The organism is Blastococcus sp. TML/C7B (assembly GCF_016612845.1).
In the GTDB taxonomy this organism is placed as follows: domain Bacteria; phylum Actinomycetota; class Actinomycetes; order Mycobacteriales; family Geodermatophilaceae; genus Blastococcus.
Window position 1 is genome coordinate 85,085 of record NZ_JAEOAA010000002.1, and the last position, 23,551, is coordinate 108,635.

26 protein-coding genes and 2 riboswitches are annotated in these 23,551 nt (G+C 75.2%); of the genes, 12 read left to right on the forward strand and 14 right to left on the reverse strand.

The features are described 5' to 3' along the window. Positions 1-39: 39 nt before the first annotated feature. Positions 40-726, reverse strand: a complete 687-nt coding sequence (locus tag JKP76_RS13405; protein WP_200491496.1) for an ATP-binding cassette domain-containing protein — start codon at positions 724-726, stop codon at positions 40-42. Between the two features lie 285 nt (positions 727-1,011). Between JKP76_RS13405 and JKP76_RS13410 the strand changes: the two genes are divergently transcribed. Then, positions 1,012-1,665 (forward strand): class I SAM-dependent methyltransferase, encoded by a 654-nt coding sequence (locus tag JKP76_RS13410; protein ID WP_242471940.1) that lies wholly within the window; start codon positions 1,012-1,014, stop codon positions 1,663-1,665. Positions 1,666-1,675: 10 nt separating this feature from the next. Here JKP76_RS13410 and pdxY read toward each other — a convergent pair whose 3' ends face one another. The 3 genes from pdxY to JKP76_RS13425 are packed head-to-tail and all read right to left on the reverse strand — an operon-like array spanning position 1,676 to position 4,907. Further along, entirely contained in the window at positions 1,676-2,527 is an 852-nt protein-coding gene (gene pdxY, locus JKP76_RS13415) for a pyridoxal kinase PdxY (RefSeq protein ID WP_200491497.1), read from the reverse strand. Between the two features lie 21 nt (positions 2,528-2,548). After that, a complete protein-coding gene (locus tag JKP76_RS13420) occupies positions 2,549-3,394 on the reverse strand; it encodes an IclR family transcriptional regulator C-terminal domain-containing protein (RefSeq protein ID WP_200491498.1) in 846 nt (281 codons plus the stop codon). Positions 3,395-3,416: 22 nt separating this feature from the next. Then, positions 3,417-4,907 carry an amidohydrolase family protein gene (locus tag JKP76_RS13425; protein ID WP_200491499.1) on the reverse strand — a complete coding sequence of 497 codons (1,491 nt, stop codon included), beginning with the start codon at positions 4,905-4,907 and terminating at the stop codon, positions 3,417-3,419. Between the two features lie 231 nt (positions 4,908-5,138). On the opposite strand from JKP76_RS13425, the gene JKP76_RS13430 reads away from it, so the two are divergent. The 5 genes from JKP76_RS13430 (at position 5,139) to JKP76_RS13450 (ending at position 10,141) form a co-directional block, all read left to right on the forward strand. Beyond that, entirely contained in the window at positions 5,139-6,335 is a 1,197-nt protein-coding gene (locus JKP76_RS13430; RefSeq protein ID WP_200491500.1) for a CaiB/BaiF CoA-transferase family protein, read from the forward strand. A 99-nt stretch (positions 6,336-6,434) separates the two neighbouring features. Then, positions 6,435-7,178, forward strand: a complete 744-nt coding sequence (locus tag JKP76_RS13435; RefSeq protein ID WP_242472043.1) for a citryl-CoA lyase — start codon at positions 6,435-6,437, stop codon at positions 7,176-7,178. Between the two features lie 10 nt (positions 7,179-7,188). Continuing rightward, a complete protein-coding gene (locus JKP76_RS23510) occupies positions 7,189-8,160 on the forward strand; it encodes a zinc-binding dehydrogenase (RefSeq protein WP_200491501.1) in 972 nt (323 codons plus the stop codon). Between the two features lie 80 nt (positions 8,161-8,240). Beyond that, the gene (locus tag JKP76_RS13445) at positions 8,241-9,104 is read left to right on the forward strand and encodes a dioxygenase (protein ID WP_200491502.1); all 864 of its coding nucleotides are present in this window, start codon (positions 8,241-8,243) and stop codon (positions 9,102-9,104) included. Positions 9,105-9,205: 101 nt separating this feature from the next. Beyond that, positions 9,206-10,141: a formate/nitrite transporter family protein gene (locus JKP76_RS13450; protein ID WP_309232985.1), complete on the forward strand. Its 936-nt coding sequence runs from the start codon at positions 9,206-9,208 to the stop codon at positions 10,139-10,141. On the opposite strand, the gene JKP76_RS13455 is transcribed toward JKP76_RS13450, so the two are convergent. Beyond that, positions 10,030-10,437, reverse strand: a complete 408-nt coding sequence (locus tag JKP76_RS13455; RefSeq protein WP_200491503.1) for a rhodanese-like domain-containing protein — start codon at positions 10,435-10,437, stop codon at positions 10,030-10,032. The two genes, JKP76_RS13450 and JKP76_RS13455, sit on opposite strands and share 112 nt — an antisense overlap. Next, positions 10,434-10,763, reverse strand: coding sequence for a cysteine dioxygenase family protein (locus JKP76_RS24090; RefSeq protein ID WP_200491504.1), 330 nt, complete (start codon positions 10,761-10,763; stop codon positions 10,434-10,436). Before JKP76_RS24090 ends, JKP76_RS13455 begins: the two co-directional genes overlap by 4 nt. A 187-nt stretch (positions 10,764-10,950) precedes the next feature. On the opposite strand from JKP76_RS24090, the gene JKP76_RS24095 reads away from it, so the two are divergent. Next, the gene (locus tag JKP76_RS24095; protein ID WP_375335665.1) at positions 10,951-11,034 is read left to right on the forward strand and encodes a hypothetical protein; all 84 of its coding nucleotides are present in this window, start codon (positions 10,951-10,953) and stop codon (positions 11,032-11,034) included. A gap of 159 nt (positions 11,035-11,193) precedes the next feature. Here the strand turns inward: JKP76_RS24095 and JKP76_RS13470 are convergent, their stop codons facing one another. Continuing rightward, the gene (locus tag JKP76_RS13470; protein WP_200491506.1) at positions 11,194-11,706 is read right to left on the reverse strand and encodes an NADPH-dependent FMN reductase; all 513 of its coding nucleotides are present in this window, start codon (positions 11,704-11,706) and stop codon (positions 11,194-11,196) included. 89 nt (positions 11,707-11,795) lie between these two features. Further along, a riboswitch (SAM riboswitch) is annotated at positions 11,796-11,908 on the forward strand. A gap of 35 nt (positions 11,909-11,943) precedes the next feature. On the opposite strand from JKP76_RS13470, the gene JKP76_RS13475 reads away from it, so the two are divergent. From JKP76_RS13475 to JKP76_RS13495, 5 genes are read left to right on the forward strand one after another with little or no spacing between them, the layout of a single operon-like run. Beyond that, positions 11,944-13,326 (forward strand): aminotransferase class V-fold PLP-dependent enzyme, encoded by a 1,383-nt coding sequence (locus JKP76_RS13475; protein WP_200491507.1) that lies wholly within the window; start codon positions 11,944-11,946, stop codon positions 13,324-13,326. Between the two features lie 29 nt (positions 13,327-13,355). Further along, the gene (locus JKP76_RS13480; RefSeq protein ID WP_309229740.1) at positions 13,356-14,180 is read left to right on the forward strand and encodes a DUF1684 domain-containing protein; all 825 of its coding nucleotides are present in this window, start codon (positions 13,356-13,358) and stop codon (positions 14,178-14,180) included. Between the two features lie 4 nt (positions 14,181-14,184). After that, complete coding sequence (locus JKP76_RS13485; protein WP_200491509.1) at positions 14,185-15,375, forward strand: LLM class flavin-dependent oxidoreductase; 1,191 nt, start codon at positions 14,185-14,187, stop codon at positions 15,373-15,375. Between the two features lie 32 nt (positions 15,376-15,407). Next, positions 15,408-16,757, forward strand: coding sequence for an NtaA/DmoA family FMN-dependent monooxygenase (locus JKP76_RS13490; protein WP_200491510.1), 1,350 nt, complete (start codon positions 15,408-15,410; stop codon positions 16,755-16,757). A gap of 35 nt (positions 16,758-16,792) precedes the next feature. Beyond that, positions 16,793-17,440 carry a LysE family translocator gene (locus JKP76_RS13495; RefSeq protein WP_200491511.1) on the forward strand — a complete coding sequence of 216 codons (648 nt, stop codon included), beginning with the start codon at positions 16,793-16,795 and terminating at the stop codon, positions 17,438-17,440. A gap of 55 nt (positions 17,441-17,495) precedes the next feature. On the opposite strand, the gene JKP76_RS13500 is transcribed toward JKP76_RS13495, so the two are convergent. From JKP76_RS13500 to JKP76_RS24100, 7 genes are all read right to left on the reverse strand, one after another. Further along, positions 17,496-18,635, reverse strand: coding sequence for an FAD-dependent oxidoreductase (locus tag JKP76_RS13500; RefSeq protein ID WP_200491512.1), 1,140 nt, complete (start codon positions 18,633-18,635; stop codon positions 17,496-17,498). Then, positions 18,632-19,660, reverse strand: coding sequence for an ABC transporter substrate-binding protein (locus tag JKP76_RS13505; protein ID WP_200491513.1), 1,029 nt, complete (start codon positions 19,658-19,660; stop codon positions 18,632-18,634). The genes JKP76_RS13500 and JKP76_RS13505 overlap by 4 nt, the downstream gene beginning before the upstream one ends. Before the next feature lie 52 nt (positions 19,661-19,712). Next, positions 19,713-20,687: an ABC transporter substrate-binding protein gene (locus tag JKP76_RS13510; RefSeq protein ID WP_200491514.1), complete on the reverse strand. Its 975-nt coding sequence runs from the start codon at positions 20,685-20,687 to the stop codon at positions 19,713-19,715. 90 nt (positions 20,688-20,777) lie between these two features. Further along, positions 20,778-21,575, reverse strand: coding sequence for an amino acid ABC transporter ATP-binding protein (locus JKP76_RS13515; RefSeq protein ID WP_309229738.1), 798 nt, complete (start codon positions 21,573-21,575; stop codon positions 20,778-20,780). After that, on the reverse strand, positions 21,572-22,549 hold the full coding sequence (locus JKP76_RS13520) for an amino acid ABC transporter permease (protein WP_200491515.1): 978 nt from the start codon (positions 22,547-22,549) through the stop codon (positions 21,572-21,574). The genes JKP76_RS13515 and JKP76_RS13520 overlap by 4 nt, the downstream gene beginning before the upstream one ends. Continuing rightward, positions 22,546-23,079 carry a GNAT family N-acetyltransferase gene (locus JKP76_RS13525; RefSeq protein WP_200491516.1) on the reverse strand — a complete coding sequence of 178 codons (534 nt, stop codon included), beginning with the start codon at positions 23,077-23,079 and terminating at the stop codon, positions 22,546-22,548. The genes JKP76_RS13520 and JKP76_RS13525 overlap by 4 nt, the downstream gene beginning before the upstream one ends. Positions 23,080-23,243: 164 nt before the next feature. Beyond that, positions 23,244-23,345, reverse strand: a complete 102-nt coding sequence (locus tag JKP76_RS24100; RefSeq protein WP_375335655.1) for a putative leader peptide — start codon at positions 23,343-23,345, stop codon at positions 23,244-23,246. Positions 23,346-23,381: 36 nt separating this feature from the next. Further along, positions 23,382-23,490: riboswitch (SAM riboswitch) on the reverse strand. Between the last annotated feature and the right edge of the window lie 61 nt (positions 23,491-23,551).

Consider the following 23,551-nt stretch of genomic DNA (forward strand, 5'->3'; position numbering starts at 1 on the left):
TGGGAACGGGGGGACCGAGCAGAAGCGCAGGGCGCCGGCTCAGGAGAGGTGGCGTAGGTAGGACGCCGGTGCGGCCAGGAACTGCCGCCAGCTGCGGGTCAGCTCCAACTCCTCCCACCGGGCCGGCCGCATGCCCCAACTGCCGACCTCCAGCAACTGCGCGCCAGGCAGCGCCGCGATGACCGGAGAGTGACTGGCGACGACGACCTGCGCACCAGCCGCCACCAGGTCCAGCAGTGCGGCGACCAGCGCCAGGCTGCCGCCGAAGGAGAGCGCCGCGTCGGGCTCGTCGAGCAGGTAGGTGCCGGCCCCTCGGGCGCGATCGCCGAGCACCTGCAGGAACGCCTCGCCGTGTGACAGCTCGTGGAATCGGGGTTCCGAGGAGCGCGAGCTCGGGTTGGCCTCCAGGTAGGAGTAGAGCCCGTGCAGCGTCTCGTCACGCAGGAAGTACCCCCACCGAGAAGCTCCGGGACTGCGCTCTACCACCAGCCCCATCGATCCCGGCTCGCTGGCCCGGGTGCGATGCCGGGTGTTCACCGACCCGCCCTCGGGGTTGAGGCCGAGCGTCACGGCGAGCAGCTCCATCACCGTTGACTTGCCCGAGCCGTTCTCGCCGACCAGCACCAGAGCGCCTGACGGCATCTCGAGCCCCTCGGCGAGGAGCTGGGCCACAGCGGGGACCGTCAGCGGCCAGCGGGCACGCTGCTCGTCGGTCGGTGCGGCCATGCCGGGGTCCGGCCGGAAGCGTCGGATCGGACGATCGTCCACGGTGGCATCCTCGCGCGGGCCGGCGCGTTCAGTCGGGCGGGGTGGGACCCAGTGGCAGGAACGTCCCTCGTGCCGCTCCGCCGCGGGCCGCCGAACCATGATCAACGCGCGCTGAGGGTCGTCTTGACGACGGCTGAGGCGACCACCAGTGCGCGTTGATCACGCGGGAGTCGGCCGGCACGCGCGACCGGGAGGGACAGGCGCCCCTTGCCGCGCCGGGCGGGCGCGGGCCAGGGTGAGGCCATGACCCGGAGCGCGGGCGGGACGACGGTGCACCACCCCTGGTTCGCGCGGATGTGGGTGCGGATCGCCGCGGCGGCGGAGGAGCACGGCGCGGCGGAGCACCGCGCGCGGCTGCTCGCGGAAGCGCGGGGGCGGGTGCTCGAGCTCGGTGCGGGCACCGGCGCGAACTTCGCGCACTACCCGCCCGGCGTCGACGAAGTGCTCGCGGTGGAGCCCGAGCCGCACCTGCGCACGCTCGCCGAGCAGGCCGGGGAGCGGGCCGGCGTCCCCGTCACCGTCGTCGACGGCACCGCCGACGCCCTGCCCGCCGCGGACGCGTCCGTCGACACCGCCGTCGCCTCGCTCGTGCTGTGCAGCGTCCCCGACCAGGCCACCGCCCTCGCGGAGCTGCGGCGGGTGCTGCGGCCCGGCGGCCGGCTGCTGTTCTGGGAGCACGTGCGGTCCGGGCGTCCCGGCGCCGCGCGGGTGCAGCGCCTGCTCGACCGCACCGTCTGGCCCGCCGTCGGCGGCGGCTGCCACTGCTCCCGGCAGACGCTCGACGCGATCACCGACGCCGGGTTCGCCGTCGAGCGGGTGGAGCGCTTCCGCTTCCCCGACGTGCGGCTCCCGGCGCCGACCGCCCCGCAGGTCCTCGGGGTCGCGGTGCGCGGCTGAGCCGCGGCGGTCAGACCTCCTCGACGGGGAACGTGCGGCTGGGCTGCACGAACTCGTCCTGGGCGGCGACCAGCAGGATCTCCCGCGAACCCTCGGCCTCGGTGCGCGCCAGCAGGCCGAACACCGACGCGGCGGCCGCGGCCAGGGCGTCGGCCGGCGAGCCGGTCTTGAGCAGGTGGGCCAGGAACAGCGCGGCGATCGCGTCACCGGCACCGTTGACCGAGACGCCCAGCTTCGGCGTCCGGACGCGGAAGTGCCGCCCCTCGGCCGAGGCCAGCAGGTCCACCGCGTCGGCCGGGGTGTCCTCGGTGTCCAGCGACGTGGTGAGCACGACCCGCGGGCCGAGCGCCTGCACGGCGGCGACGGCGTCCTTCACCGACTCCAGCGAGCGGGTGGTCATCCCGGAGAGCAGGTCGAGCTCGAAGTGGTTGGGGGTGACGACGTCGGCGGCCGGGACGGTCACCTCGCGCATCAGCTCCTCGATGCCGGGACGGACGAAGACGCCGCGGCCGACGTCGCCGATCACCGGGTCGCACAGGTACAGCGCATCGGGGTTGGCGGCCCGCACCCGGGAGACCGTCTGCAGCACCGCGTGCCCGATGTCGGCCGAGCCCAGGTAGCCGGAGAGGACGGCGTCGCAGTGCGCGAGCACCTGGCGGTCGGCGATGCCGTCGACGACCTCCTCCACGGCCTGCCCGTCGAAGACGCGCCCGGTCCAGGCGCCGTAGCCGGTGTGGTTGGAGAACTGCACGGTGTGCACCGGCCACACCTCGACCCCCAGCCGCTGGAGCGGGAAGACGGCGGCGGCGTTGCCGACGTGCCCGTAGGCGACGTGGGACTGGATCGAGAGGACGTTCAGCACGGGGGAGAACCTAGCGGGGGCTCAGGCGGTGGCCGATCCGCCGTCGGCGGGCCGGTGCAGCTCGACGTGCGGGCGGGTCTGCCACAGCGCCCACTCGGCGCTGACCTCGCCGGCGGTGCGCTGGAGCAGCGGCAGGTGCTCCTCCAGCAGCCGCTCGGTGCTGGTCTCGGCGGCGTGCACGGTCACGTTCATGGCCGCGCGCACCGTCCCGGTGCCGTCCCGAACCGGGACGGCGACCGAGCGGACGCCGGGGGCGAGCTCCTCGTCGGCGAGCGCCCACCCGCGGGCGCGCACCTCGGTGAGCTCGTCGCGCAGCCGCTCGGGGCTGCGTGCGGGGGAGGACGGCCCGATGAACGGCGGCAGCCCGGCGCGGCTGTCCTCGGCCAGCGCCGCGGCCAGCTCGTCGGCGGTCAGCGCCGCGAGCAGCACCTTGCCCTGCGAGGTCTGGACGGCGGGGAAGCGCGTCCCGACCTCCACCCGCAGCGTGATGATCTTCGGGACCGACACCCGGGCGACGTAGACGATGTCCGAGCCGTCCAGCTGCGCCATCGACGACGACTCGCCGGTGCGCGCGACCAGCGCCTCCAGGTGCGGGCGGGCGATGTCCCACAGGCCGAGGGCACCCACGTAGGCCATGCCCAGCGTGAGCACCTTGGGCGTGAGCGCGAACGCCCCGCCGGTGACCCGCACGAAGCCGAGCTCCTCCAGGGTGAGCAGGAGGCGGCGGGCGGTCGGCCGGGCGAGCCCGGCCGCCGCCGCCACCTCCGACAGCGTCATCGTGGGGGAGTCCCGGTCGAAGCAGGCCAGGACGTCGAGCCCCCGGGCGAGCGCCTCGACGAAGTCGGGGCCGGTGCCGCGTCCTGCCATGAGCTGTCCTCCGGTCCGGCTGTCAGCGCTCGTTCGCCAGGTGGTCCTCGAAGACCTCCTCGCGGGCGGTGCGCGTGCTGTCGGACTTGTAGTCGGTGTACTGGTACGGGTTGTCGAGCAGCTGGTTGTCGGGCAGGTCGGGGTTCATGCCCTGCGCCCAGACCTCCTCGCCCAGGGTGGAGCGCAGGTGCTCGACGCTGGCCTCCACCTCGCGGCGCACGGCGGCCAGGTCCACGCCGACCAGCTTGTGCGCGTGCTTCACGACCTTGCCGTCGACCAGCACGGTGTGCACGTCGCCGCGCTGGGCCTGGAAGGCGACGTGGCCGTAGGGGTTGAGCACCGGGAAGGAGACCGGGGAGTCGTCGTTGCGCAGCAGGACGACGTCGGCCTTCTGGCCCGGCTGCAGGGAGCCGAGGTCGTCGCGACCCAGCGCCGTCGCCCCGCCCCGGGTCGCCCAGCGGACGACGTCGCGCGCCCGGAGCGCCACGTGGGTCACCGTCTCGCCGGTCAGGTGCGCCTCGAAGTGCTCGCGGGAGCGGTCGGCGCCCAGGGTGGTGCGCATCGCCGAGAACAGGTCGGCGCTCCACCAGACGCTGGTGTCCATCGACAGCGAGACCGGGATGCCGTGCTTGCGGACCTGCCAGGTGGGCGGGTAGCCCTGCCCGGCGCTCTGCTCGGACTCGGTGGAGACCGAGATCGAGCCGCCGGTGGCCGCGATCCGGTGGTAGGAGTCCGGCGTCAGCGTGGCGGCGTGCACGTACACGGTCTCGGGGGTCATGAAGCCGTTGTCGTGCATGAGCCGGATGCCGTCGTCGTTGGTCGCGCCCCAGACGCCGGCGTGGGTGGTCACCGGCAGGCCCAGGTCGCGGGCCACCTCGAACGCCGCCTTCTCCGGGAAGGCGGGGTCGCCGGTGACGTCGAAGGCGAGTTGCAGGCCGAGCAGGTCGTCCGCGGCGTCCCGGGTGCGCTCGAGGAAGGCGCGGACGGCCGGGTCGGCGGTCCACTCCCACGGGCCGGCCTGGATGTTGCCGTAGGCCAGGACGAACCGGCCGGGCACCGAGCGCAGCGCCTCGACGGCGGCCTCGGCGTGGTCGACGCTCTGCAGCCCGTGCGACCAGTCGACGGTGGTGGTGACGCCGGCCTCGAGGGCCTCCAGAGCGGCCAGCCGGTTGCCGGCGGCGACGTCCTCGGGGCGGAAGGTGCGGCCGTGCTCGAGGTAGTACCAGACGAAGTACTGGGTGAGCGTCCAGTCGGCGCCGTAGCCGCGCATCGCGGTCTGCCACATGTGCCGGTGGGTGTCGATCATGCCGGGCATGACGATGCCGCCGCGGGCGTCGATCTCCTCGGTGCCCTCGGGCACCTCCAGCGCCTGCCCGACGGCGGCGATGCGGTCGCCGACGACCAGCACGTCGGCGCCCTCGAGCACGGTGCCGGCGTCGTCCATCGTCAGGACGGTGCCGCCGCGCAGGACCACCGGGCGACCGGCTCCCGGAGTGGGCTCGGGGTTGCTCATCGTTCCCTCCTAACCTTGGACGCACGACACGGACGGGCGTCCGGTGTGCGGACATGCGGTGCGATGCGGGTCACCCTGGCCCGCTGCGGCCGCCGTGTCAACCGGTTCGCGTGCTGGGCGCAGGCGGTCGCGCGCTCCGGTTGACAGCGTGACCGAGCCCGGTCGACACTCCTCGCGGTTCCGGCGGACAACCGTCCGCAGATCGCCGTCCCGAGGAGGCACCGACCGCTCATGAGCGCCGACACGACAGGACCGGGCACGCCCGCCCCGGCCGCACGGGGGCCGCTCTCCGGGCTCCTCGTGGCCGACTTCTCCCGGATCCTGGCCGGGCCGTACAGCACGATGCTGCTGGCCGACCTCGGCGCCGAGGTGGTCAAGGTGGAGGGCCCCGGCGGGGACGACACCCGCACCTGGCAGCCGCCGGTGCGTGAGGGCGTCGCGACCTACTACCTGGGCGCGAACCGGAACAAGCGGTCGATCGCGCTGGACCTCAAGGACCCGGCCGACGTCGAGGTCGCCCGCGAGCTGGCCCGCCGCGCCGACGTGTTCGTCGAGAACTTCAAACCCGGCGGCCTGGCCCGCTTCGGCCTGGACTACGAGGCCGTCGCCGCGGTCAACCCGCGGGTCGTCTACGCCTCGATCAGCGGCTTCGGCAGCGGCCCCGGCGGGGCGGCGCTACCCGGCTACGACCTCATCGTGCAGGCGATCTCGGGCTTCATGAGCCTCACCGGCGACCCGGACGGCCAACCGTTCCGGGGCGGGGTCGCGCTGTTCGACGTCATGGCCGGCCTGCACGCCACCATCGGCATCCTGTCGGCGGTCAACCACCGGCACGAGACCGGCGCCGGCCAGCACGTCGAGGTCAACCTGCTCTCCTCGGCGCTCTCCGGCCTGGTGAACCAGACCAGCGCCTACGTCGCCGGCGGCGTGGTGCCCTACCGGATGGGCAACAGCCACCCGAGCCTGTTCCCCTACGAGCCGCTGCCCTGCGCCGACGGCGACCTGATCGTCACCGCCGGCAACGACGGGCAGTTCCGCAAGTTGTGCCAGGTGCTCGGCGTCCCCGAGCTGGCCGACGACCCCCGGTTCGGCCGCAACGAGGACCGCACCGCCAACCGCGACGCGCTCCGCCCGCTGCTGGTCGCCCGGCTGCGCACCCGCACGAAGATGGAGTGGTTCCGCGACATCATCGGCGCCGGCGTGCCCTGCGGGCCGATCAACACCATCGACCAGGGCGTCGCGTTCGCCGAGGAGATCGGCCTGGACCCCGTGGTCAGCGTCGGCGAGGGCGCGGCCGCCATCCCGTCGGTGCGCAACCCGATCACCTTCTCGGCCACCGAGGCCACCTACCGGCTGCCCCCGCCGGCGCTGGACGAGCACGGCGCCGAGATCCGGCGCTGGCTGAGCGCCGAGGAGAAGACCCAGTGAGCGCACACATGGACGATCGACCCGAGTACCGCACGGCCCTGGGCGCCTCGAGCCTGGAGTCGATCACGCTGCTGGGCCACCGACCTCGCGCGCGACGTGATGGGCACGGTCGGCTTCGGTGAGCTGTCGTTCTGGCTGGCCACGCAGCGCCGGCCCACCCCGGGCGAGACCAGGGTGTTCGAGGCGGTGCTCGCGGCGCTGGCCGACCACGGCTACACGCCGACGGCGATCGTCACCCGGCTGACCTACCTGAGCGCTCCGGACTCCATCCAGGGCGCGCTCGCCGCCGGCCTGCTCGGCGGCGGCTCGCGCTTCCTCGGCGTCACCGAGGACTGCGGCCGCTTCCTGCACGACGTGCTCGCCGGGGTCGAGGGCGAGCTGCCCACCGACGACGCCGGGTGGGACGCCCTCGCGCTGGAGACCGTCACCGCGCAGCGGGCGCTCGGCCGCTTCGTGCCGGGCCTGGGCCACCACGTGCACAAGCAGGGCGACCCGCGCACCCCCCGGCTCATGGAGATCGCCGCCGAGGAGGGCGTCTCCGGCCCGCACCTGGCGCTGTTCGCCGCGATCGGGCGGGTGCACGAGCAGGTGCTCGGCAAGCGGCTGCCGCTCAACGGCGCCGGCGTCTGCGGCGCCGCGCTGGCCGACCTCGGCCTGCCGCTGGAGCTGCTGCGCGGCTTCGCGCTGCTCGCCCGCACCGCCGGGCTCATCGGCCAGCTCGCCGAGGAGCTGCGGCACCCGGTCGCCAACGACATCTTCCTCTCGGTGGACCTCAACAACCGGCCCGTCGACCCCGACCCCTACGTCGCGCCGCCGCTGCCCGCGGCCGGCCGGGACGGCTGAGGGCCGGGCCGTGCGGGCCGCCGTCGTGCGGACGCCGGGCGAGGTGCCGGCGCTCGCGGAGCACCCGGACCCGGCACCGGCCGACGGGGACACCGTCGTCCGCGTGACGGCGGCACCGCTGGTGCCGCTGGACCTGCTCTGCGCCTCGGGCACCTCGTACTTCGGCCGGCCGGCGGTGCCGTACGTGCCCGGCGTGCAGGGCGTCGGGGTCGTGGAGAGCTCCGCCGAGCTCGCGCCCGGCACCCGGGTCTGGTTCGCCACCAGCGCCGGCATGGCGCCCGGCGACGGCAGCCTGGCCGAGCGCTGCCTGGTGCCGCCGGTCGACGTGGTGCCGGTGGACGCCGATCTCCCGGACGCCGCGCTGGCCGCCCTCGGCCTGTCCGGCGTGGCCGCGTGGATGGCGCTCACCTGGCGCGGCGGCCTGCAGCCCGGCGAGCACGTGCTGGTGCTCGGCGCCGGCGGCGCCGTGGGGCAGGTCGCCGTCGGGGCGGCCCGGGTGCTCGGCGCCCGGCGGGTCGTCGCGGTGGCCCGCTCGCAGCGGGCCCGGGACCGGGCGCTGGCGGCGGGTGCCGACGACGTGGTCGCGCTCGACGGTGACGCCGACGCGCTGACCGGGCGGTTCCGCGACGCGCTGGGCGGCCGGCTCGACGTCGTCGTCGACCCGGTGTTCGGCGCCGCGGCGACGGCGGCCTCCCGGGTGCTCTCCGACGGCGGGCGGCTGGTCAACCTCGGCGGCGCCTCCGGGGACACCGCCGAGTTCTCCTCGGCGGCGCTGCGCTCGCGGTCGGCGTCGGTGCTCGGCTACACGAACAACGCGCTCACCCCCGGGCAGCGGCGCGACGCGCTCACCGCCGTCGCCGGGCACGCGGCCGCCGGGCGGCTCGGCGTGGCGCACGAGGCGGTGCCGCTGACCGACGTCGCCGACGCCTGGCGCCGCCAGGCCACCGGTGACCCGGGCGTGCGGCTGGTGCTCACCCCCTAGGACGGCAGGACCCCCGCGGGAGCCGCGGGGTGCGACGGAGCGCGACCGGCACGCGGCCGCGAGGACAGCAGGAGGACACCGTGCAGCTGGTCACCGAGGACAACATCACCGACCTGGCCGTCGAGCGCTGGGCGACCGCGGGCGACCCCCGCCTGGCCGAGCTCATGACCGCGCTGGTGCGGCACCTGCACGCCTTCGCCCGCGAGGTGCGGCTCACCGAGGCCGAGTGGATGACCGCGATGCAGTGGCTGACCCGCACCGGGCAGATCAGCGACGAGAAGCGGGAGGAGTTCATCCTCGCCTCCGACGTCGTCGGGCTGTCCATGCTCGTCGTGCAGATGAACCACCGGCTCGACCCGCGGGCGACGCCGGCGACCGTGCTGGGCCCGTTCTTCATCGAGGGCTCCCCGCAGCTGCCCTACGGCGGCGACATGTCCGACGGGCTGGACGGCGTCCCGCTGTACGTGCACGGCACCGTCCGCGACCTCGACGGCGCGCCGGTGGCCGGCGCGACCTTCGACGTGTGGCAGGCCGACGACGAGGGCGTCTACGAGGCGCAGCTGGGCGAGGTCGACGAGGCGCGGCTGCGCGGCAAGTACACGACCCGTGAGGACGGCGGCTACTGCGTGCGCTCCATCGCGCCCAAGGGCTACACGATCCCGATGGACGGCCCGGTCGGCGAGCTGATCTCCCGCACCGCCATCAGCCACTTCCGCCCGGCGCACATCCACTTCCTGCTCGCCGTTCCCGGGTACGCGCCGCTGATCACCCACCTGTTCCAGGAGGGCGCCGAATACCTCGACACCGACGTGGTGTTCGGGACCAAGCAGGAGCTCGTCGTCCGCTTCGAGGAGCGCGAGCCCGGCCCGACCCCGGACGGCGGCCGCAGCGAGGTGCCGTGGATCGAGGCGCGGTACGACTTCGTGCTGCAGCGCGAGGGCTGACGGGCATCGGTCGCCGGCGGCGGGGTAGCTCCGGGAGCCGGCGGACACCGGCTCGGCGGAGGCAGCGATGGACGGCACGAGAACCGCAGGAGATCGCGCGGGTGGCGGCCGCGGCCGGCGCGAAGAAGGCGCACCGGACGTGGGACAAGGTGCTGGTGAGCGCCTTCCTCGCCGGCGCCTACATCGCCTTCGGTGGGCTGGTCGCCATCAGCGTCTCCTCGGGCCTGGACCCGGAGACGTGGGGGACGCTGCCCACCCTGTTCACCGGCGCGACCTTCACGCTCGGGCTCGTGCTGGTGCTCATCGCCGGCTCCGACCTCGCCACCGGCAACATGGCGCTGGTGCCGCTCTCCGCCATGCGCGGGAAGCTGGGCCTCGGCGACGTCGCCAAGAACCTCTCGCTCGTGCTTCTGGGCAACCTCGTCGGCGCCCTGGTCGTGGCGTACTTCCTCGCCGTGCAGACCGGGGTGATCGACGACGCCGACGCGAGCGGGAACGCCGCCCTCACCTACGAGCGGCTCGCGTCCATCGCCGAGGGCAAGGCGCTGGGGGAGTCGGCGTGGCAGACGTTCCTGCGCGCGGTCGGCTGCAACTGGCTGGTCTGCCTGGCCGTGTGGATGTCCCTGGCGGCGACCACCGTCTCGGGCAAGATCCTCGCGATCTTCTTCCCGATCATGGCGTTCGTGGCGATGGGCTTCGACCACGTCGTCGCCAACATGTTCTTCCTGCCGGCGGCCATCTTCGCCGGCGTCCCGGACGTCGGCTGGGGCGAGACGCTGCTCAACTGGCTGCTGGCCGGGGCGGGCAAGCCTCGTCGGCGCGGTGGTCTTCGTGGCCACCTCCTACTGGTACCTCTTCCTCAAGGACCAGCCCGACGAGGAGCCCGACCCGGCCGGCGCGGAGAGCGCCGGGCGGGCCTGAACGCTCAGCGGGTGGGCAGCCCCGCGGCCTGCCACGCCCGGAACCCGCCGACGACGTCGGTCGCGCGGGACAGGCCGAGCGACCGCAGCGCGTCGGCGGCCAGGCTCGAGGTGTAGCCCTCCGAGCACAGGACGACGACGTCGACGTCGTACCCGGTCGCCTCGGGCAGCCGGGCGTCTCCGGCCGGGTCGAACCGCCACTCCAGGACGTTGCGCTCGACGACGAGCGCGCCGGGCACCTCGCCCTCCTGCGCGCGCTGCGCGGCGGGCCGGATGTCGACCAGCAGCGCGCCGCGGGCGACGCGCTCGGCGGCCTGCTCCGGCGTCACCCGGTCCAGCCGGGAGCGGGCCTCGGCCAGCAGCTCGTCGATCGAGCGGGCACCCGCGGGTCGGGTGGTGGTCGGGGCGCTCACCAGTCCACCCCCGCGCGCTCGGTGCCGGTGCGCCGCAGCGCGCCGTCGGCGATCTCGTAGCGGTTCATCCACGCCAGGCCCGGGGTGTAGACGTGCACGCTCACCGCGGCCTGCAGGCCGGTGTTGGTCACCTGGTGCACGTAGTGCGGGCCGAAGTGCCGCACCCGGCCGGCGTCCAGGTCGTGCGCGGAGTCGGTGACGCCGGTCCGCCCGGCGGCCACGACCCGCTCGGTGAGCGTGCCGCGGACGACGGCGAACGCGCCGGAGGAGGTGCCGTGGTCGTGCAGTGGCGTGCCCTGCTCGGGCAGCCAGGAGAGCAGCCACACCTGGGCCGCGCGCAGCTCGGGGTGCAGCGAGGGATCGAGGACGTCGGCGGCGGCCGCCGGGTCGAGCAGGTGGGTCCAGCGGCTGCCGGACCGGTACTCGACCAGGTCGATCCAGTGCGCCGAGGCCGCGGCGAGCGCGGCGGCCAGGCCGGCGGCCCCGGTGCGGCGGGCGGTGCTGTCGGGGGCGGTGCTGTCAGGGGCGGTGCTGTCAGGGGCGGTGCTGTCAGGGGCAGAGCGCAGGAGGGTGCTGTGCGGCATGGGGTTTCCTTGATCGAGGGCGCGCTCGATGACCCCGGCGGTGCCGGGGGAGCGCAGGAGTCGGGGGGTCGGGGCGTGCGTCAGCAGCCCGGACAGAGCGCGCTGGCCGTCCGCAGCAGGTCGACCGCGCAGCGGCGGGTGAAGCGGTTGGCGAGGAGCCGCCGGCGGGTGGTCATCGCGGCGCACCGCCGCGGTGCCCGGCTCGTGCGGCGGCGACCTGCACGGTGGCGAGCTCCAGCCAGCCGTCCAGCGCGCCGGGGGCGTCCCACGCCTTGTCCACCAGGTACAGCCCGCGGGTGGGCGTGATGGCACCGAGCTCGACCAGCACCGGCTTGAGCAGCAGCTCGGGGGCGAGCGCGTGCGTCGGGCCGCCGCCGAGCATGAGCGGCACCGCGGTGACGCCGGCGAGGTCGCCGGTGCCGATCTGGTCGAGGAAGAGCTTGAGCAGGCCGGTGTAGGTGGCCTTGAAGGTCGGGCTGGCGACGACGGCCAGCTCGGCGCCGCGCACGGTCGCCACCGCCTGCTCGACCGCGGGGTCGCCCCAGCCGAGCAGCCCGGCGCCGAGGTCGACCACGTCGATGACGACGTCGGCCGGAGCGCCGGTGAGGCGCTCGACGACCAGCTCGGCGGCCGCCCGCGTGCGGGAGAGCGGCTTGGGGTTGCCGACGACGGCGACGGTGGTCACGCGGGAGCTCCTCGGGGGTCGGGACCGGCAAAGCGCACTATACCGATCGGGTTTGACGTATTGAGTGCTCCCGTGCCAAGGTGGCAGCAGGTCACGAGTGCCAGCGCGAAGCCCCGGCTTGCTGGCCGGCAACCCTCCTCCGCGATGGGGTGCCCCGGGTGACGACCGGGCGGCTGCGGTCCCGCAGCCGCAAGCGCGGACCCGTGCCCGGGTCCCCGACCCGCCAGGAGCACTCCCATGCCCGCACTGCTCGACTGCCCGCCCGCCCCGGCCGTGTCCCGGCCCGGCCTCCGGCCGCTGCTGCCCGTCGTCGGCGCCGACACCGAGGTCCCGCTCGTCCCGGGCGGCCGCACCCGGTACACCGACCTGGACTCCGCGGCGAGCTCCCGGGCGCTGGTGAGCGTCGCCGACCAGGTGGCCGCCGCGCTCCAGCTGTACGCCAGCGTGCACCGGGGTGCGGGCTACCTCTCGCAGGTCTCCACCGCCCTGTACGAGTCGGCGCGGGAGACCGTCGCGCGGTTCGTCGGCGCGCGCGACGACGACGTCTGCGTCCTCACCCGGCACACCACCGACGCCCTCAACCTGCTCGCCGGCTGCGTGGCCGAGGGCGCGGCGGTGCTGGTGCTCGACTGCGAGCACCACGCCGACCTGCTGCCCTGGCAGCGCCGCGGCCCGGTGACCGTGCTGCCGACCGCGCCGACCGTCGTCGGCACGCTCCGCGCGCTGGCCGCCGAGCTGGCCCGCACCCCGTACGCGCTGCTCGCCGTCACCGGCGCGTCCAACGTGACCGGCGAGTCGCTGCCCCTGGAGGAGGTCGTGGCCCTGGCCCGGGCGGCCGGCGCGCGGGTGCTGGTCGACGGCGCCCAGCTCGTGCCGCACCGCGCCTTCTCCCTGGCCGCCACGGGCGCGGACTACGTCGTCCTCTCCGGGCACAAGACCTACGCCCCCTTCGGCGCCGGGGCGCTGGTCGGCCGCCGCGACTGGCTCGACGCCGGCCCCGCCTACCTGGCCGGCGGGGGTGCGGTGCACGAGGTGTCGGTCGCCGAGACCGCGTGGGCACCCGCGCCGCACCGGCACGAGGGTGGCTCGCCCAACGTGCTCGGCGCGGTGGCCCTGGCCGCGGCCTGCGAGGCGCTGGCCGCGCTGCCCGCCGGTGCGCTGGAGGGGCACGAGCGGGCGCTGCGCGAGCGGCTGACGGCGGGCCTGGGCGCGCTGCCCGGCGTCCGGCTGCTGCGCATCTGGGCGGACTCCGCCGAGCCCACCGGCGTCGTGGGGTTCACCGTCGAGGGCGCCGACCCCGGCCTTGTCGCGGCCTACCTCTCCGCCGAGCACGGCATCGGCGTGCGCGACGGGCGGTTCTGCGCCCACCCGCTGCTCGCCCGGCTGGGCGTGCCCGAGGGCGCGCTGCGGGCCAGCGTCGGCGTGGGCAGCACGCTCGACGACGTCGACCGGCTGGTCGACGCCCTCGCGCGGTACCTCGCCGACGGCCCGCGCAACCGCTACGAGCTGGTCGCCGGCCGCTGGCAGCCCGTCGACGACCCGCGCCCGCTGGCCGGCCTCGGCGGGGCCGACCCCGCCGTCGTGGCCCGGGGCGCCGGCTGCGGCCCGGCCACCCGATGACCACTCGCGATCCCCGAGGAGCAGAGACCGTGACCGTTCCCCTCGCCCCGACCGCCGGTCCGGACGCGTCCTTCGCCGAGGACTGGGCGCGCTGGCACCGGGAGCACGAGCTCCGCCGCGCCGATCCGCACGGCTTCCTGGCCGTCACCGGCCTGCACTGGCTGACCGGGCAGCCGCAGCGCCTGCCCGGCGTCCCCGGGGAGTGGTCGACCGGCGCCGACGGCCCGCTGGTCACCCTCGGCCCGGGCGAGGAGCTCGTCGTCGACGGGCACGTCGTCCGCGACCGGCACGCCTTCGGCCCGATCGCCGAGCGGGACGGCCGCACGGCCCGCGCGGGCGAGGTCGAGATCGAGGTGGCCCGCCGCGGCGGGCACGACATCGTCCGGCCGCGCGACCCCGCGCACCCGCTGCGCACGCAGCACCGCGGAACGCCCACGTTCGCGCCGGACCCGCGCTGGGTCGTCCCCGCCCGCTACCAGCCGTTCCCCGCGCCGCGGCCGACGACGGTCGGCGCGGCGGTCGAGGGGCTGGAGCACGTCTACGACGCGCCGGGCCGGGTGGTCTTCGCCGTCGACGGGCAGGAGCTCGCCCTCACCGCCTTCGCCGGCGCCGCCCCGGGCAGCCTGTTCCTCCTCTTCACCGACGTGACGTCCGGCGTCACCACCTACGCGGCCAACCGGTCGCTCGCCGTCGACGCCCCGGCGGCCGACGGCACCGTGACGCTGGACTTCAACCGGGCCACGAACCTGCCGTGCGCCTACACCGACTTCGCCACCTGCCCCCTGCCGCCCGCCGAGAACCGGCTGCCGGTCGCGGTCGAGGCCGGCGAGCAGATCCCGACCGAGAGGCGCTGAACCCGTGTCCGCATCCCCGCTCCACCTGGCCGTGGCTCTCGACGGCGCCGGCTGGCACCCCGCCGCCTGGCGCGAGCCCGACGCCCGACCGCTCGACCTGCTCACCGCGCAGTACTGGCTGGACCTGGTGCAGGAGGCCGAGCGCGGACTGCTCGACCTGGTCACCATCGAGGACGGGCTGGCGATCCAGTCCGCCGACGCCTACCGGCCCGACGAGCGCACCGACCAGGTGCGCGGCCGGCTCGACGCGGTCCTCATCGCCTCCCGGGTGGCGCCGCTGACCGAGCGCATCGGCCTGGTGCCGACCGCCGTCGTCACCCACACCGAGCCGTTCCACCTGTCCAAGGCGATCGCGACGCTGGACTACGTGAGCACCGGCCGCGCCGGGGTCCAGGTCCGGGTGTCGCTCAAGGAGCACGAGGCGCGGCTGTTCGGCCGGCGCAGCTTTCCGCCGCTGACGCCGTCGGACCCGTCCGCGGCGGCACTGATCGAGGAGGGCTTCGCCGAGGCGGCCGACTACGTCGAGGTGCTGCGCCGGCTCTGGGACAGCTGGGAGGACGACGCCGAGATCCGCGACGTCGCGACCGGCCGGTTCGTCGACCGGGAGAAGCTGCACTACATCGACTTCGAGGGCCGGCACTTCTCCGTCCGCGGCCCCTCGATCACCCCGCGCCCGCCGCAGGGGCAGCCGGTCGTGGCCGCGCTGGCCCACCAGGCGGTGCCGTTCGAGGTGGTCGGCTCCTCGGCCGACCTCGGCTTCGTCACCCCGCGGGACGCCGCGCACGCCGCGGAGATCCTCGCCGAGATCCGCTGCGCGCAGACGGCGGCCGGGCGCGAGGAGGAGACCCTGCACGTCCTCGGCGACGTCGTCGTCTTCCTCGACGAGGACGACGCGACCGCCCGCGACCGGAAGGCCCGGCTGGACGACCTGGCCGGTGAGGAGCTGCGCAGCGACGCGACGGTGTTCACCGGCACCCCCGCCGGGCTCGCCGACCTGATCGCCGAGTGGCAGCAGGCGGGCCTGAGCGGGGCGCGGCTGCGCCCCGCCGCGCTGCCGCACGACCTGACCGCCATCACCCGGGGGCTGGTGCCCGAGCTGCAGGCCCGGGGCCTGTTCCGCACCGCCTACGAGGCGGACACGCTGCGCGGGCTGCTCGGCCTGCCGCGCCCCGCCAACCGCTACGCCGTCGCCTGACGCCGCCCGACCAGCTGGAGATCGACACCCCCATGTCCCCGAAGCAGATCCACCTCGCGGCGCACTTCCCCGGCGTCAACAACACCACCGTGTGGAGCGACCCGGCCGCCGGCAGCCACATCGAGTTCCGCTCGTTCGCCCGGTTCGCCCAGGCCGCCGAGCGCGGGAAGTTCGACTTCCTGTTCCTCGCCGAGGGGCTCCGGCTGCGCGAGCAGAACGGGAGGATCTACGACCTCGACGTCGTCGGCCGGCCGGACACGTTCACCGTGCTGTCGGCCCTGGCGGCGGTCACCGAGCGGCTCGGCCTCACCGGCACGATCAACTCCACGTTCAACGAGCCCTACGAGGTGGCCCGGCAGTTCGCCAGCCTGGACCACCTCACCGCGGGGCGGGCGGCGTGGAACGTCGTCACCTCGTGGGACGCGTTCACCGGCGAGAACTTCCGCCGCGGCGGCTTCCTGGCCCAGGAGCAGCGGTACGAGCGCGCCCGCACCTTCCTGCAGACGACGTTCGAGCTGTTCGACTCCTGGCGGGGCGACGAGATCGTGGCCGACAAGGACGGCGGCCGGTTCCTCACCGATCCGGCGGCGGGCTCCTTCCGGCACGTCGACGAGCACTTCGACGTCGAGGGCCGGTTCGCCGTGCCCCGCAGCCCGCAGGGGCGGCCGGTGATCTTCCAGGCCGGCGACTCCGACGAGGGTCGCGAGTTCGCCGCCTCCGCCGCCGACGTCATCTTCAGCCGGCACAGCACCCGCGAGGCCGGCCAGGCGTTCTTCGCCGACGTCAAGGGCCGGCTGCCGAAGTACGGCCGCACGCCCGAGCAACTGCTGATCATGCCGGCGGCCACCTTCGTCATCGGTGACACCGACGCCGAGGCCGCCGAGCTGGCCCACGAGGTCCGGCGGCAGCAGGTGTCGGGGCAGACGGCGATCCGCTCGCTGGAGCAGGTCTGGAACCGCGACCTCTCCGACCTCGACCCGGACGGCCCGCTGCCGGAGTTCGACCCGGTGGCCGGGGAGAACACCGTCGCCCAGGGCCGGGCCAGCGTCCGCATGAACAAGGACCCGCTGGCCGTGGCCGCGAAGTGGCGCTCCATCGCCGAGGCCAAGAACCTGTCCATCCGCGAGCTGATGGTGGAGGTGACCGCGCGGCAGGCGTTCGTGGGCAGCCCGGAGACGGTGGCCGCCACGATCGACGACCACGTGCAGTCCGATGCCGCCGACGGGTTCGTGCTCGTCCCGCACATCACCCCCGGCGGGCTGGACCCGTTCGTCGACCGGGTCGTGCCGCTGCTCCAGGAGCGCGGCGTCTTCCGCGCCGACTACGCGGGGACGACGCTGCGCGACCACCTCGGGCTGGCCGAGCCGGCGCGCCGCAGCTGAACAGGGGGGAGCGGGCCGCGTGCCACGATCTGCTCGTGGACGTCCTGGCCTCGCTGCCCGCCTTCGTGCTCGCGGTGCTCCTGATCTCCGCCACGCCCGGCCCGGCGATGGCGCTGATCCTCCGGCGGGCCGCGCTCCGCGGCTTCCGCGGCGCGGTGCCCACGGTGCTCGGCCTCGAGCTCGGGCTCTTCGTCTGGGCGCTGGCCGCGGGTGTCGGGTTCGCCGCGCTGGTGGCCGCCTCCGAGGTCGCCTACCTGGTGCTCCGGGTCGTCGGCGCGGCCGTGCTGATCGGGCTCGGGGTCCGGGCGCTCCGCGCCGCGTGGCGGGGCAGGGGCGGCCGGGCGGCACCCCAGCCCGAGGCGGTGCTCCCGGCCGGCTCCCGGCACTGGTGGACGGCGTTCGGCGAGGGCGCGCTCGTGCAGCTGGCGAACCCGAAGGCCGCCGTCTTCATGCTGGCGTTCTACCCGCAGTTCGTGCCTGCCGACGGGCCGGTCTTCGCGACGACGGCGGTGCTCGGCCTGCTGCAGGTCACGGTGGAGACCGGGCTGTACCTGGCCCTGGCGGCGGGCGTGGCACGGGCGGGCGCCTGGTTCCGCCGGCCGCGCGTCAGGGTCGGCCTGGAGGCGGTCAGCGGTTCGGTGCTGGTCGCCCTCGGGCTGCGCGTCGCGGCCGCCGGCCGCTGAACCGGATCCGGCCGGGCCCCGTGCGGTGGCCCGGCCGGAGTGCGTGCCGGAGGTGTCAGCCGGCGACGGCGTGCGCCGCCAGGCGGAAGCGGTCGGCGCCCGGTTCGGTGCCGGTGGCGAGGTCGGCCAGCACCCGGCCGATCGCCGTCGCCCCCTTGAACCCGTGCCCGCTGAAGCCCGCGGCCACCACGACCGGCCCGACGCGGTCGAGCACGAACTCCCCGGTGGCGGTGCTCGTGTAGGTGCACGAGATCGGCTCGGGGCTGCCGGCGTCCAGGCCGGGCAGCCACCGGCGCACGTACTCCTGCAGCTGGGCCAGCTGCCCCGGCTCGGCGGTGCGGCTGCGCCGGTCCGGGTGCACTTCCGGCCCGGTGCCGTGGAAGCCGACCTTGACGCCGTCCGGGCTGAGCAGCCCGTAGACGCCGCTCGGCCGGCCCCCGGCCGGCTCCGGGTCCGCGGTGAACGCCGGCCACTCCAGGCCGTCGGTCACCGGCGCGAAGTGGGCCGGCTGCTCCTGGGTGACCCGCAGCGCGGGCAGCGGCACGAGGTCCCCGAGCACGTCGGCCGTCCAGGCGCCCGCGGCGACGATCGCCGTGCGCGCGCGCACCGCCCCACCCGCGGCCGAGCGCACGACCACCCCGTCGCCCGCGGCCTCGACGGCGGTGACCCGCCGGTGGTGCCGGACGACGGCGCCGTGCCGCTCGGCGGCGGTCTGCAGGGCGGTGACCGCGGCGTCGGCGTCCAGCCGGCCGGCGGTGTGCGGTTCGTGCAGGACCGGGCCGGGGAAGCGCATCCCCGGCCAGCGCTCCTCCGCCTGCGCCGCGGTCAGCCACTCGTGCGGCACCCCGGCGCTCGCCATGGCGGCGGCGACCTCGCGCAGCCGCGGCTCCCCGGAGGGTCCCGCGGTGCTGACGCCGGGGGCCGGGTGCAGCAGGGTGGTCCCGGTCTCCGCCTCGAGTTCGGTCCACAGCCGGCGCGCCTCGGCGACCAGCGCCTGGTGGTGCGGCTGGGCGTAGGTGCTGCGGTAGATGCGCGAGCTGCCGTGCGAGGCGCCGAGGTCGTGCCCCGGTGCGAACCGCTCGAGCAGCACGACGTCGACGCCGCGGCGGGCCAGCGCCCAGGCGGCCGACGAGCCCATCACCCCGCCACCGACGACGACGACGTCGGTCCGCCGCGGCGTGCCGGGGGCGCTCACGAGGCCACCGCGGGGTTGATCTCGGGCGCCTCGACGGCCTCGTCGGTCAGCCCCCAGCGCTCCAGGGTCCGGGCGTAGCTGCCGTCGTCGAAGGCGTGCTGCAGCGCCGCCCGGACGGCGTCGACCAGCCCGGTGCCCTTCAGCGTGGTGGCCGCGACGTAGGTGGTGTTGGGCCAGCCCGCGTTCACGGTGCCGACGATCTCCACCTGACCGACCGACTCCTGGTAGACCGCGTTCGGGTTGGGGCCCAGGTAGGTGTCGATCCGGCCGGACTGGATCGCCAGCAGGACGTCGCCGGTGTTGGCGAAGTACTCGAGGCCGGCCGGGGCGCGCCCCGCCGCCTCGTTCTGCGCGTTCCAGTCCAGCAGGATGCGCTCCTGGTTGGTGCCGGACGCGACGGCGACGGTGAGCCCGGAGATGTCCTCGGCGCCGTCGATCGACAGCCCGCTGTCCGGCGCGGTGGTGAACGCCATGACGCCCTCGCGGTAGGTGGCGAAGTCGAACAGCTCCAGCCGTGCGGCGTTGACGCCGACGTTGCTGAACACCGCCTCGAGGTCGCCGCTCTGCAGCCCCAGCGGCCACTGCTCCCAGGCGACGTTGACCACTTCGAGCTCGAGGCCGAGGGAGTCGGCGACGAGCGCGGCGATGTCGACCTCGCTGCCGACGACGGTGGCGTTGTCGTCGGCGAGGAAGGCCAGCGGGGGCTCCCCGGCGCCGGCCACGCCGACGGTGAGCTTCCCGTCCGCGGCGACGGACGCCGGCACGAGGCGCGCGGCCGCCGGGTCCTCGTCGGTCGGGACGCGGTCGGCCTGCTCGGGGCTGGTGTCGACGGCGAACGCCTCGGTGGCGGTGCCGGCGGTCTCGGCGCGCTGCTCGGCCTCGATGTCGGCGGAGCTGGTGCAGGCGCCGAGGAGGACGACGGTGCCGAGCACCAGGCCGGTGCGGAGGCCGACCGCGGCGGCCGCCGGGATCGGTCGCCGGCGGCGGGGCAGCAGGGGTCGGCGCGACAGCAAGGGGCGGGTCATGCGGGGGCTCCTGGGGGTCCGGGGACGCGTGCGGGCGGGAACGGGTCGGCGGTCACGGCCGGGGCAACCCGGGCGGGTTGGTCTCGGAGGAATCGATCGCCTCGCTGGTCAGGCCCCAGCGCTCGAGCAGCTCGGCGTAGCTGCCGTTGGCGATGGCGTGGTCCAGCGCGGCGGTGATCGCGGCGGCCAGGCCGTTGCCCTTCGCGGTGGCGACGGCGATCTGCGCGGTCTCCGGCCACCCGCCGCTCACCGTGCCGACGACCTCGAAGTCCTGCGGGGCCACCCCGGCTTTGTACGCGCCGGTGGGGTTGGGGCCGAAGTACAGGTCGAGCCGGCCGGACTGGAGCGCGAGGATCGAGTCGCCGTCGTTCTCGTAGTACTGGACGTCCACCGGGTCGAGACCGGCCGCGCGGTTCTCCGCGTCCCAGGCCAGCAGGATCTTCTCCTGGTTGGTGCCCGAGCCCACCGCGACGGTGCGTCCCGCGACGTCCTCGGCCGCGTCGACCGACAGCCCGGAGCCGGCCCGGGCGAGGAAGCCGAGGGTGTCCACGCGGTAGGAGGAGAAGTCGAAGAGGTCCTTGCGCTCCTCGGTGACCGTGACGTTGGCGATCGTCACGTCCACCGCGCCGGACTGCGTGGCCAGCGGCCAGTTCGACCAGTCGGTGGTCACCAGTTCCAGGTCCAGGCCCAGCCCGTCGGCGACCAGCTGCGCGATGCCCGGCTCGTTGCCGATCACCGTCGTGTTGTCGTCGGCCAGGAAGCTCAGCGGCGGGGTGAACGCCCCCACGGCGACGGTGAGCGTGCCGTCGTCCAGGAGCCCCGGGGGGAGCAGGGCGATGGCCTCGTCGCTGGGGGTGCTGCGGACCGGCTCCTGGTCGGGGCTGGTGTCCACGGTCAGCGCGGTGCGGTCCTCGCCGGTGGCGGCCTGCTCCTCGATGTCGTCCGCGCTGGTGCACGCCCCGAGGGCCAGGGCGGTCACGGCGGCCAGGAGGGGGACGAGGCGGGCTCGTCGGGTACGGGCGGTCACGGGGTCTCTCCTCGGGCGGGGCACGCGGGCGCGTGCCGTCGGCGGGCGGCGCGGGGTGCGCCGTCCGTGGGGTGGGACGGGAGGGGCTGGTCAGAGGACGCGGGCGAGGAAGGCGCGGGTCCGTTCGTGCTGCGGGTCGTCGAGCACCTGCTCGGGCGGGCCCTGCTCGACGATCCGGCCGGCGTCCATGAAGACGACCCGGTCGGCGGCCTTGCGGGCGAAGCCGATCTCGTGGGTGACGACGATCATCGTGGTGCCGGTGCGGGCGAGGTCCTCGATGACGCCGAGCACCTCGCCGACCAGCTCCGGGTCGAGCGCGGACGTCGGCTCGTCGAAGAGCAGCACCGCGGGCCGCATGGCCAGGGCGCGGGCGATCGCGACGCGTTGCTGCTGCCCGCCGGAGAGCTGCCGGGGGTAGGCGTCGGCCTTGTCGGCCAACCCGACGCGGTCCAGCAGCTCGCGCGCCTCGCCCTCCACCTCGGCCCGGGGCCGGCCCTGGGCCGACACCGGTGCCTCGACGACGTTCTCCAGCGCGGTCAGGTGCGGGAAGAGGTTGAACGACTGGAAGACGAAGCCGAACCGGGTGCGCTGCCGGAGCAGGTCCCGCTCGGGCAGCTCGTGCAGCCGGTCGGTGCCGCCGCGGTGCGCCTTGCGCCGGTACCCGACCAGCTCGCCGTCGAGCGCGACGAAGCCGCGGTCGACCTTCTCCAGGTGGTTGATGCTGCGCAGCAGCGTCGACTTGCCCGAGCCCGACGGGCCGAGGACGACGGTGACGCTGCCGGGCTCCACGACGAGGTCGACGCCGTGCAGCACCTCGAGGGCACCGAAGGACTTGTGCACGCCGTGCACCTCCACCCGCCCCGGACGGGGGTCCGCCACGGCGGTCACCGGGCCACCTCGCGGGCGGTGCGCACGCGGGCCAGGCCGGCGGTGAGGTTGCCGCGCAGCCGTTGCAGGGGTGTCGGTGGCAGCGTGCGCACGGCGCCGCGGGCGTAGTACCGCTCGACGTAGTACTGGACCACCGTGATGACCGTGGTCAGCACGACGTACCAGACCGCCGCGACCAGGAGCATCGGCAGCACCCGCTGGGTCCGGCCGTAGATGACGCTGACGGTGTAGAAGAGCTCGCCCAGCGCCAGCACGTAGACGATCGAGGTGCCCTTGAACAGGCCGATGATCTCGTTCACCGCCGTCGGCACGATCGAGCGCATCGCCTGGGGCAGCACGATGCGGGTGCTCTGCCGCCGCCGCGGGATGCCCAGCGACGCGGCGGCCTCGAGCTGGCCCTGGTCGACCGAGAGGATCCCGGCCCGGACGATCTCCGCCGAGTAGGCGGCCTGGTGCAGGCCGAGGCCCAGCACCGCGGCGCCGAACTTGTCGATCAGCGAGAGCGTCTCGACCCCGGCGAACGCCGGCCCGAACGGGATGCCGAACTCCAGCCGCTGGTACAGGTAGGCGAGGTTGTACCAGAGCAGCAACTGCAGGATCAGCGGCACGGAGCGGAACACCCACGTGTAGCCCCAGCTCACCGCCTGCAGCAGCGGCGACCTGCTCAGCCGCATGAGCGCCAGCACCGTGCCGAGCGCGAAGCCCAGCACCGCGGTGATCAGGGTGAGCTGGACGGTGGTCCAGACGCCGCGGACGATCGACTCCTCGGTGAGGTAGGCGCCGACGACGTCCCACTCCCACCGCGGGTTGGTCACCAGGCTGTTGACCGCCATGGCGAGCAGGACGGCGACGCCGGCGGTGGCGACCCAGCGGCCGGGGTGGCGGGCGGGGACGACGCGCAGCTCGTCGTAGGGCGTGCCGGTCGGCGGCGGGACGGCGGTCGCCGCGGGCGGGCGCTCGTCGAGTGTGGTCACGGGGTCCCTCCCAGGGAGGTCTCGAAGGCGTAGAGGAGGTCGGCCGGCGGCAGCCCGCGCATCGCCTCGAGCTCGGTCGGGCGCGGGGCGGCCGGGTCGAACAGCGGGGTCCAGCCGGCGGCGAGGTAGAGCGCCCTCGCCTCGGGCTGCAGCGGGCCGGTGGTGAGGTATAGGCGGGTGTAGCCGCGCGCGGCGGCCCGCTGCTCGAGCTCGGCGAGGATCCGGCGGGCCAGGCCGCGCCGGCGGTGGGCCGACGCCGTCCACATCCGCTTGACCTCCGCCGTCCCGGGGTCGCGGTGGCGGCGGAACGCACCGCCGGCGACGGGGACGCCGTCCTCGAGGAGCAGCACCAGCTCGCCGTGCGGCGGCAGGAACTCCTCGGCGGGGTGGCGGGCGAACTCGGCGCTGGTGTCGCCGAACAGCCCGCGGTAGCGGGTGTCGTACTCGACGGCGAGCTCGGCGAACAGCGGGCGGGCCAGCGCGTCGTCCGGGTGGACGCGAACTGCCTCGAGCCGCGGAGCGGCGGTCACCGGGCGGTCCGGGGACGCGGGGGAGGGGAGCTGGGCATGCGGGAACTCCTGGGCGGGGACGCGCGGGCAGGCCACCGGTGCCGCCGGGACGACGGCGCGGTGGAGCAGCGCAGGGGAGGGGGAGCGGCCGGGCCGCGGGGACCGGTGGACCGGTCAGGAACGGGTCAGCGACAGAGCGCGCTGCTGGTGCGCAGCAGGTCGACCGCAGGGCGGCCGACGAGGTCGAGCGACGGGATGCGCCGGGTGCGCGCGCTCACCTGTCCCACGTCGTGGCTCCTCGCTCTCGACCCCGTGCAGGGGCCGGCTGGCTTGCGGGCACGGACGTGCCCGCCTGGTCGTCACCCGGGGCACCCCGTCACAGCGGAGGGTTGCCGGCCAGCGAGCCGGGGCTTGGTGCTGGCGCTCAGGACCTGAGCCGGGACTGTAGGGCACGGAACGGATGACCGTCAAACCCGATCGGTTTGGTAGACAT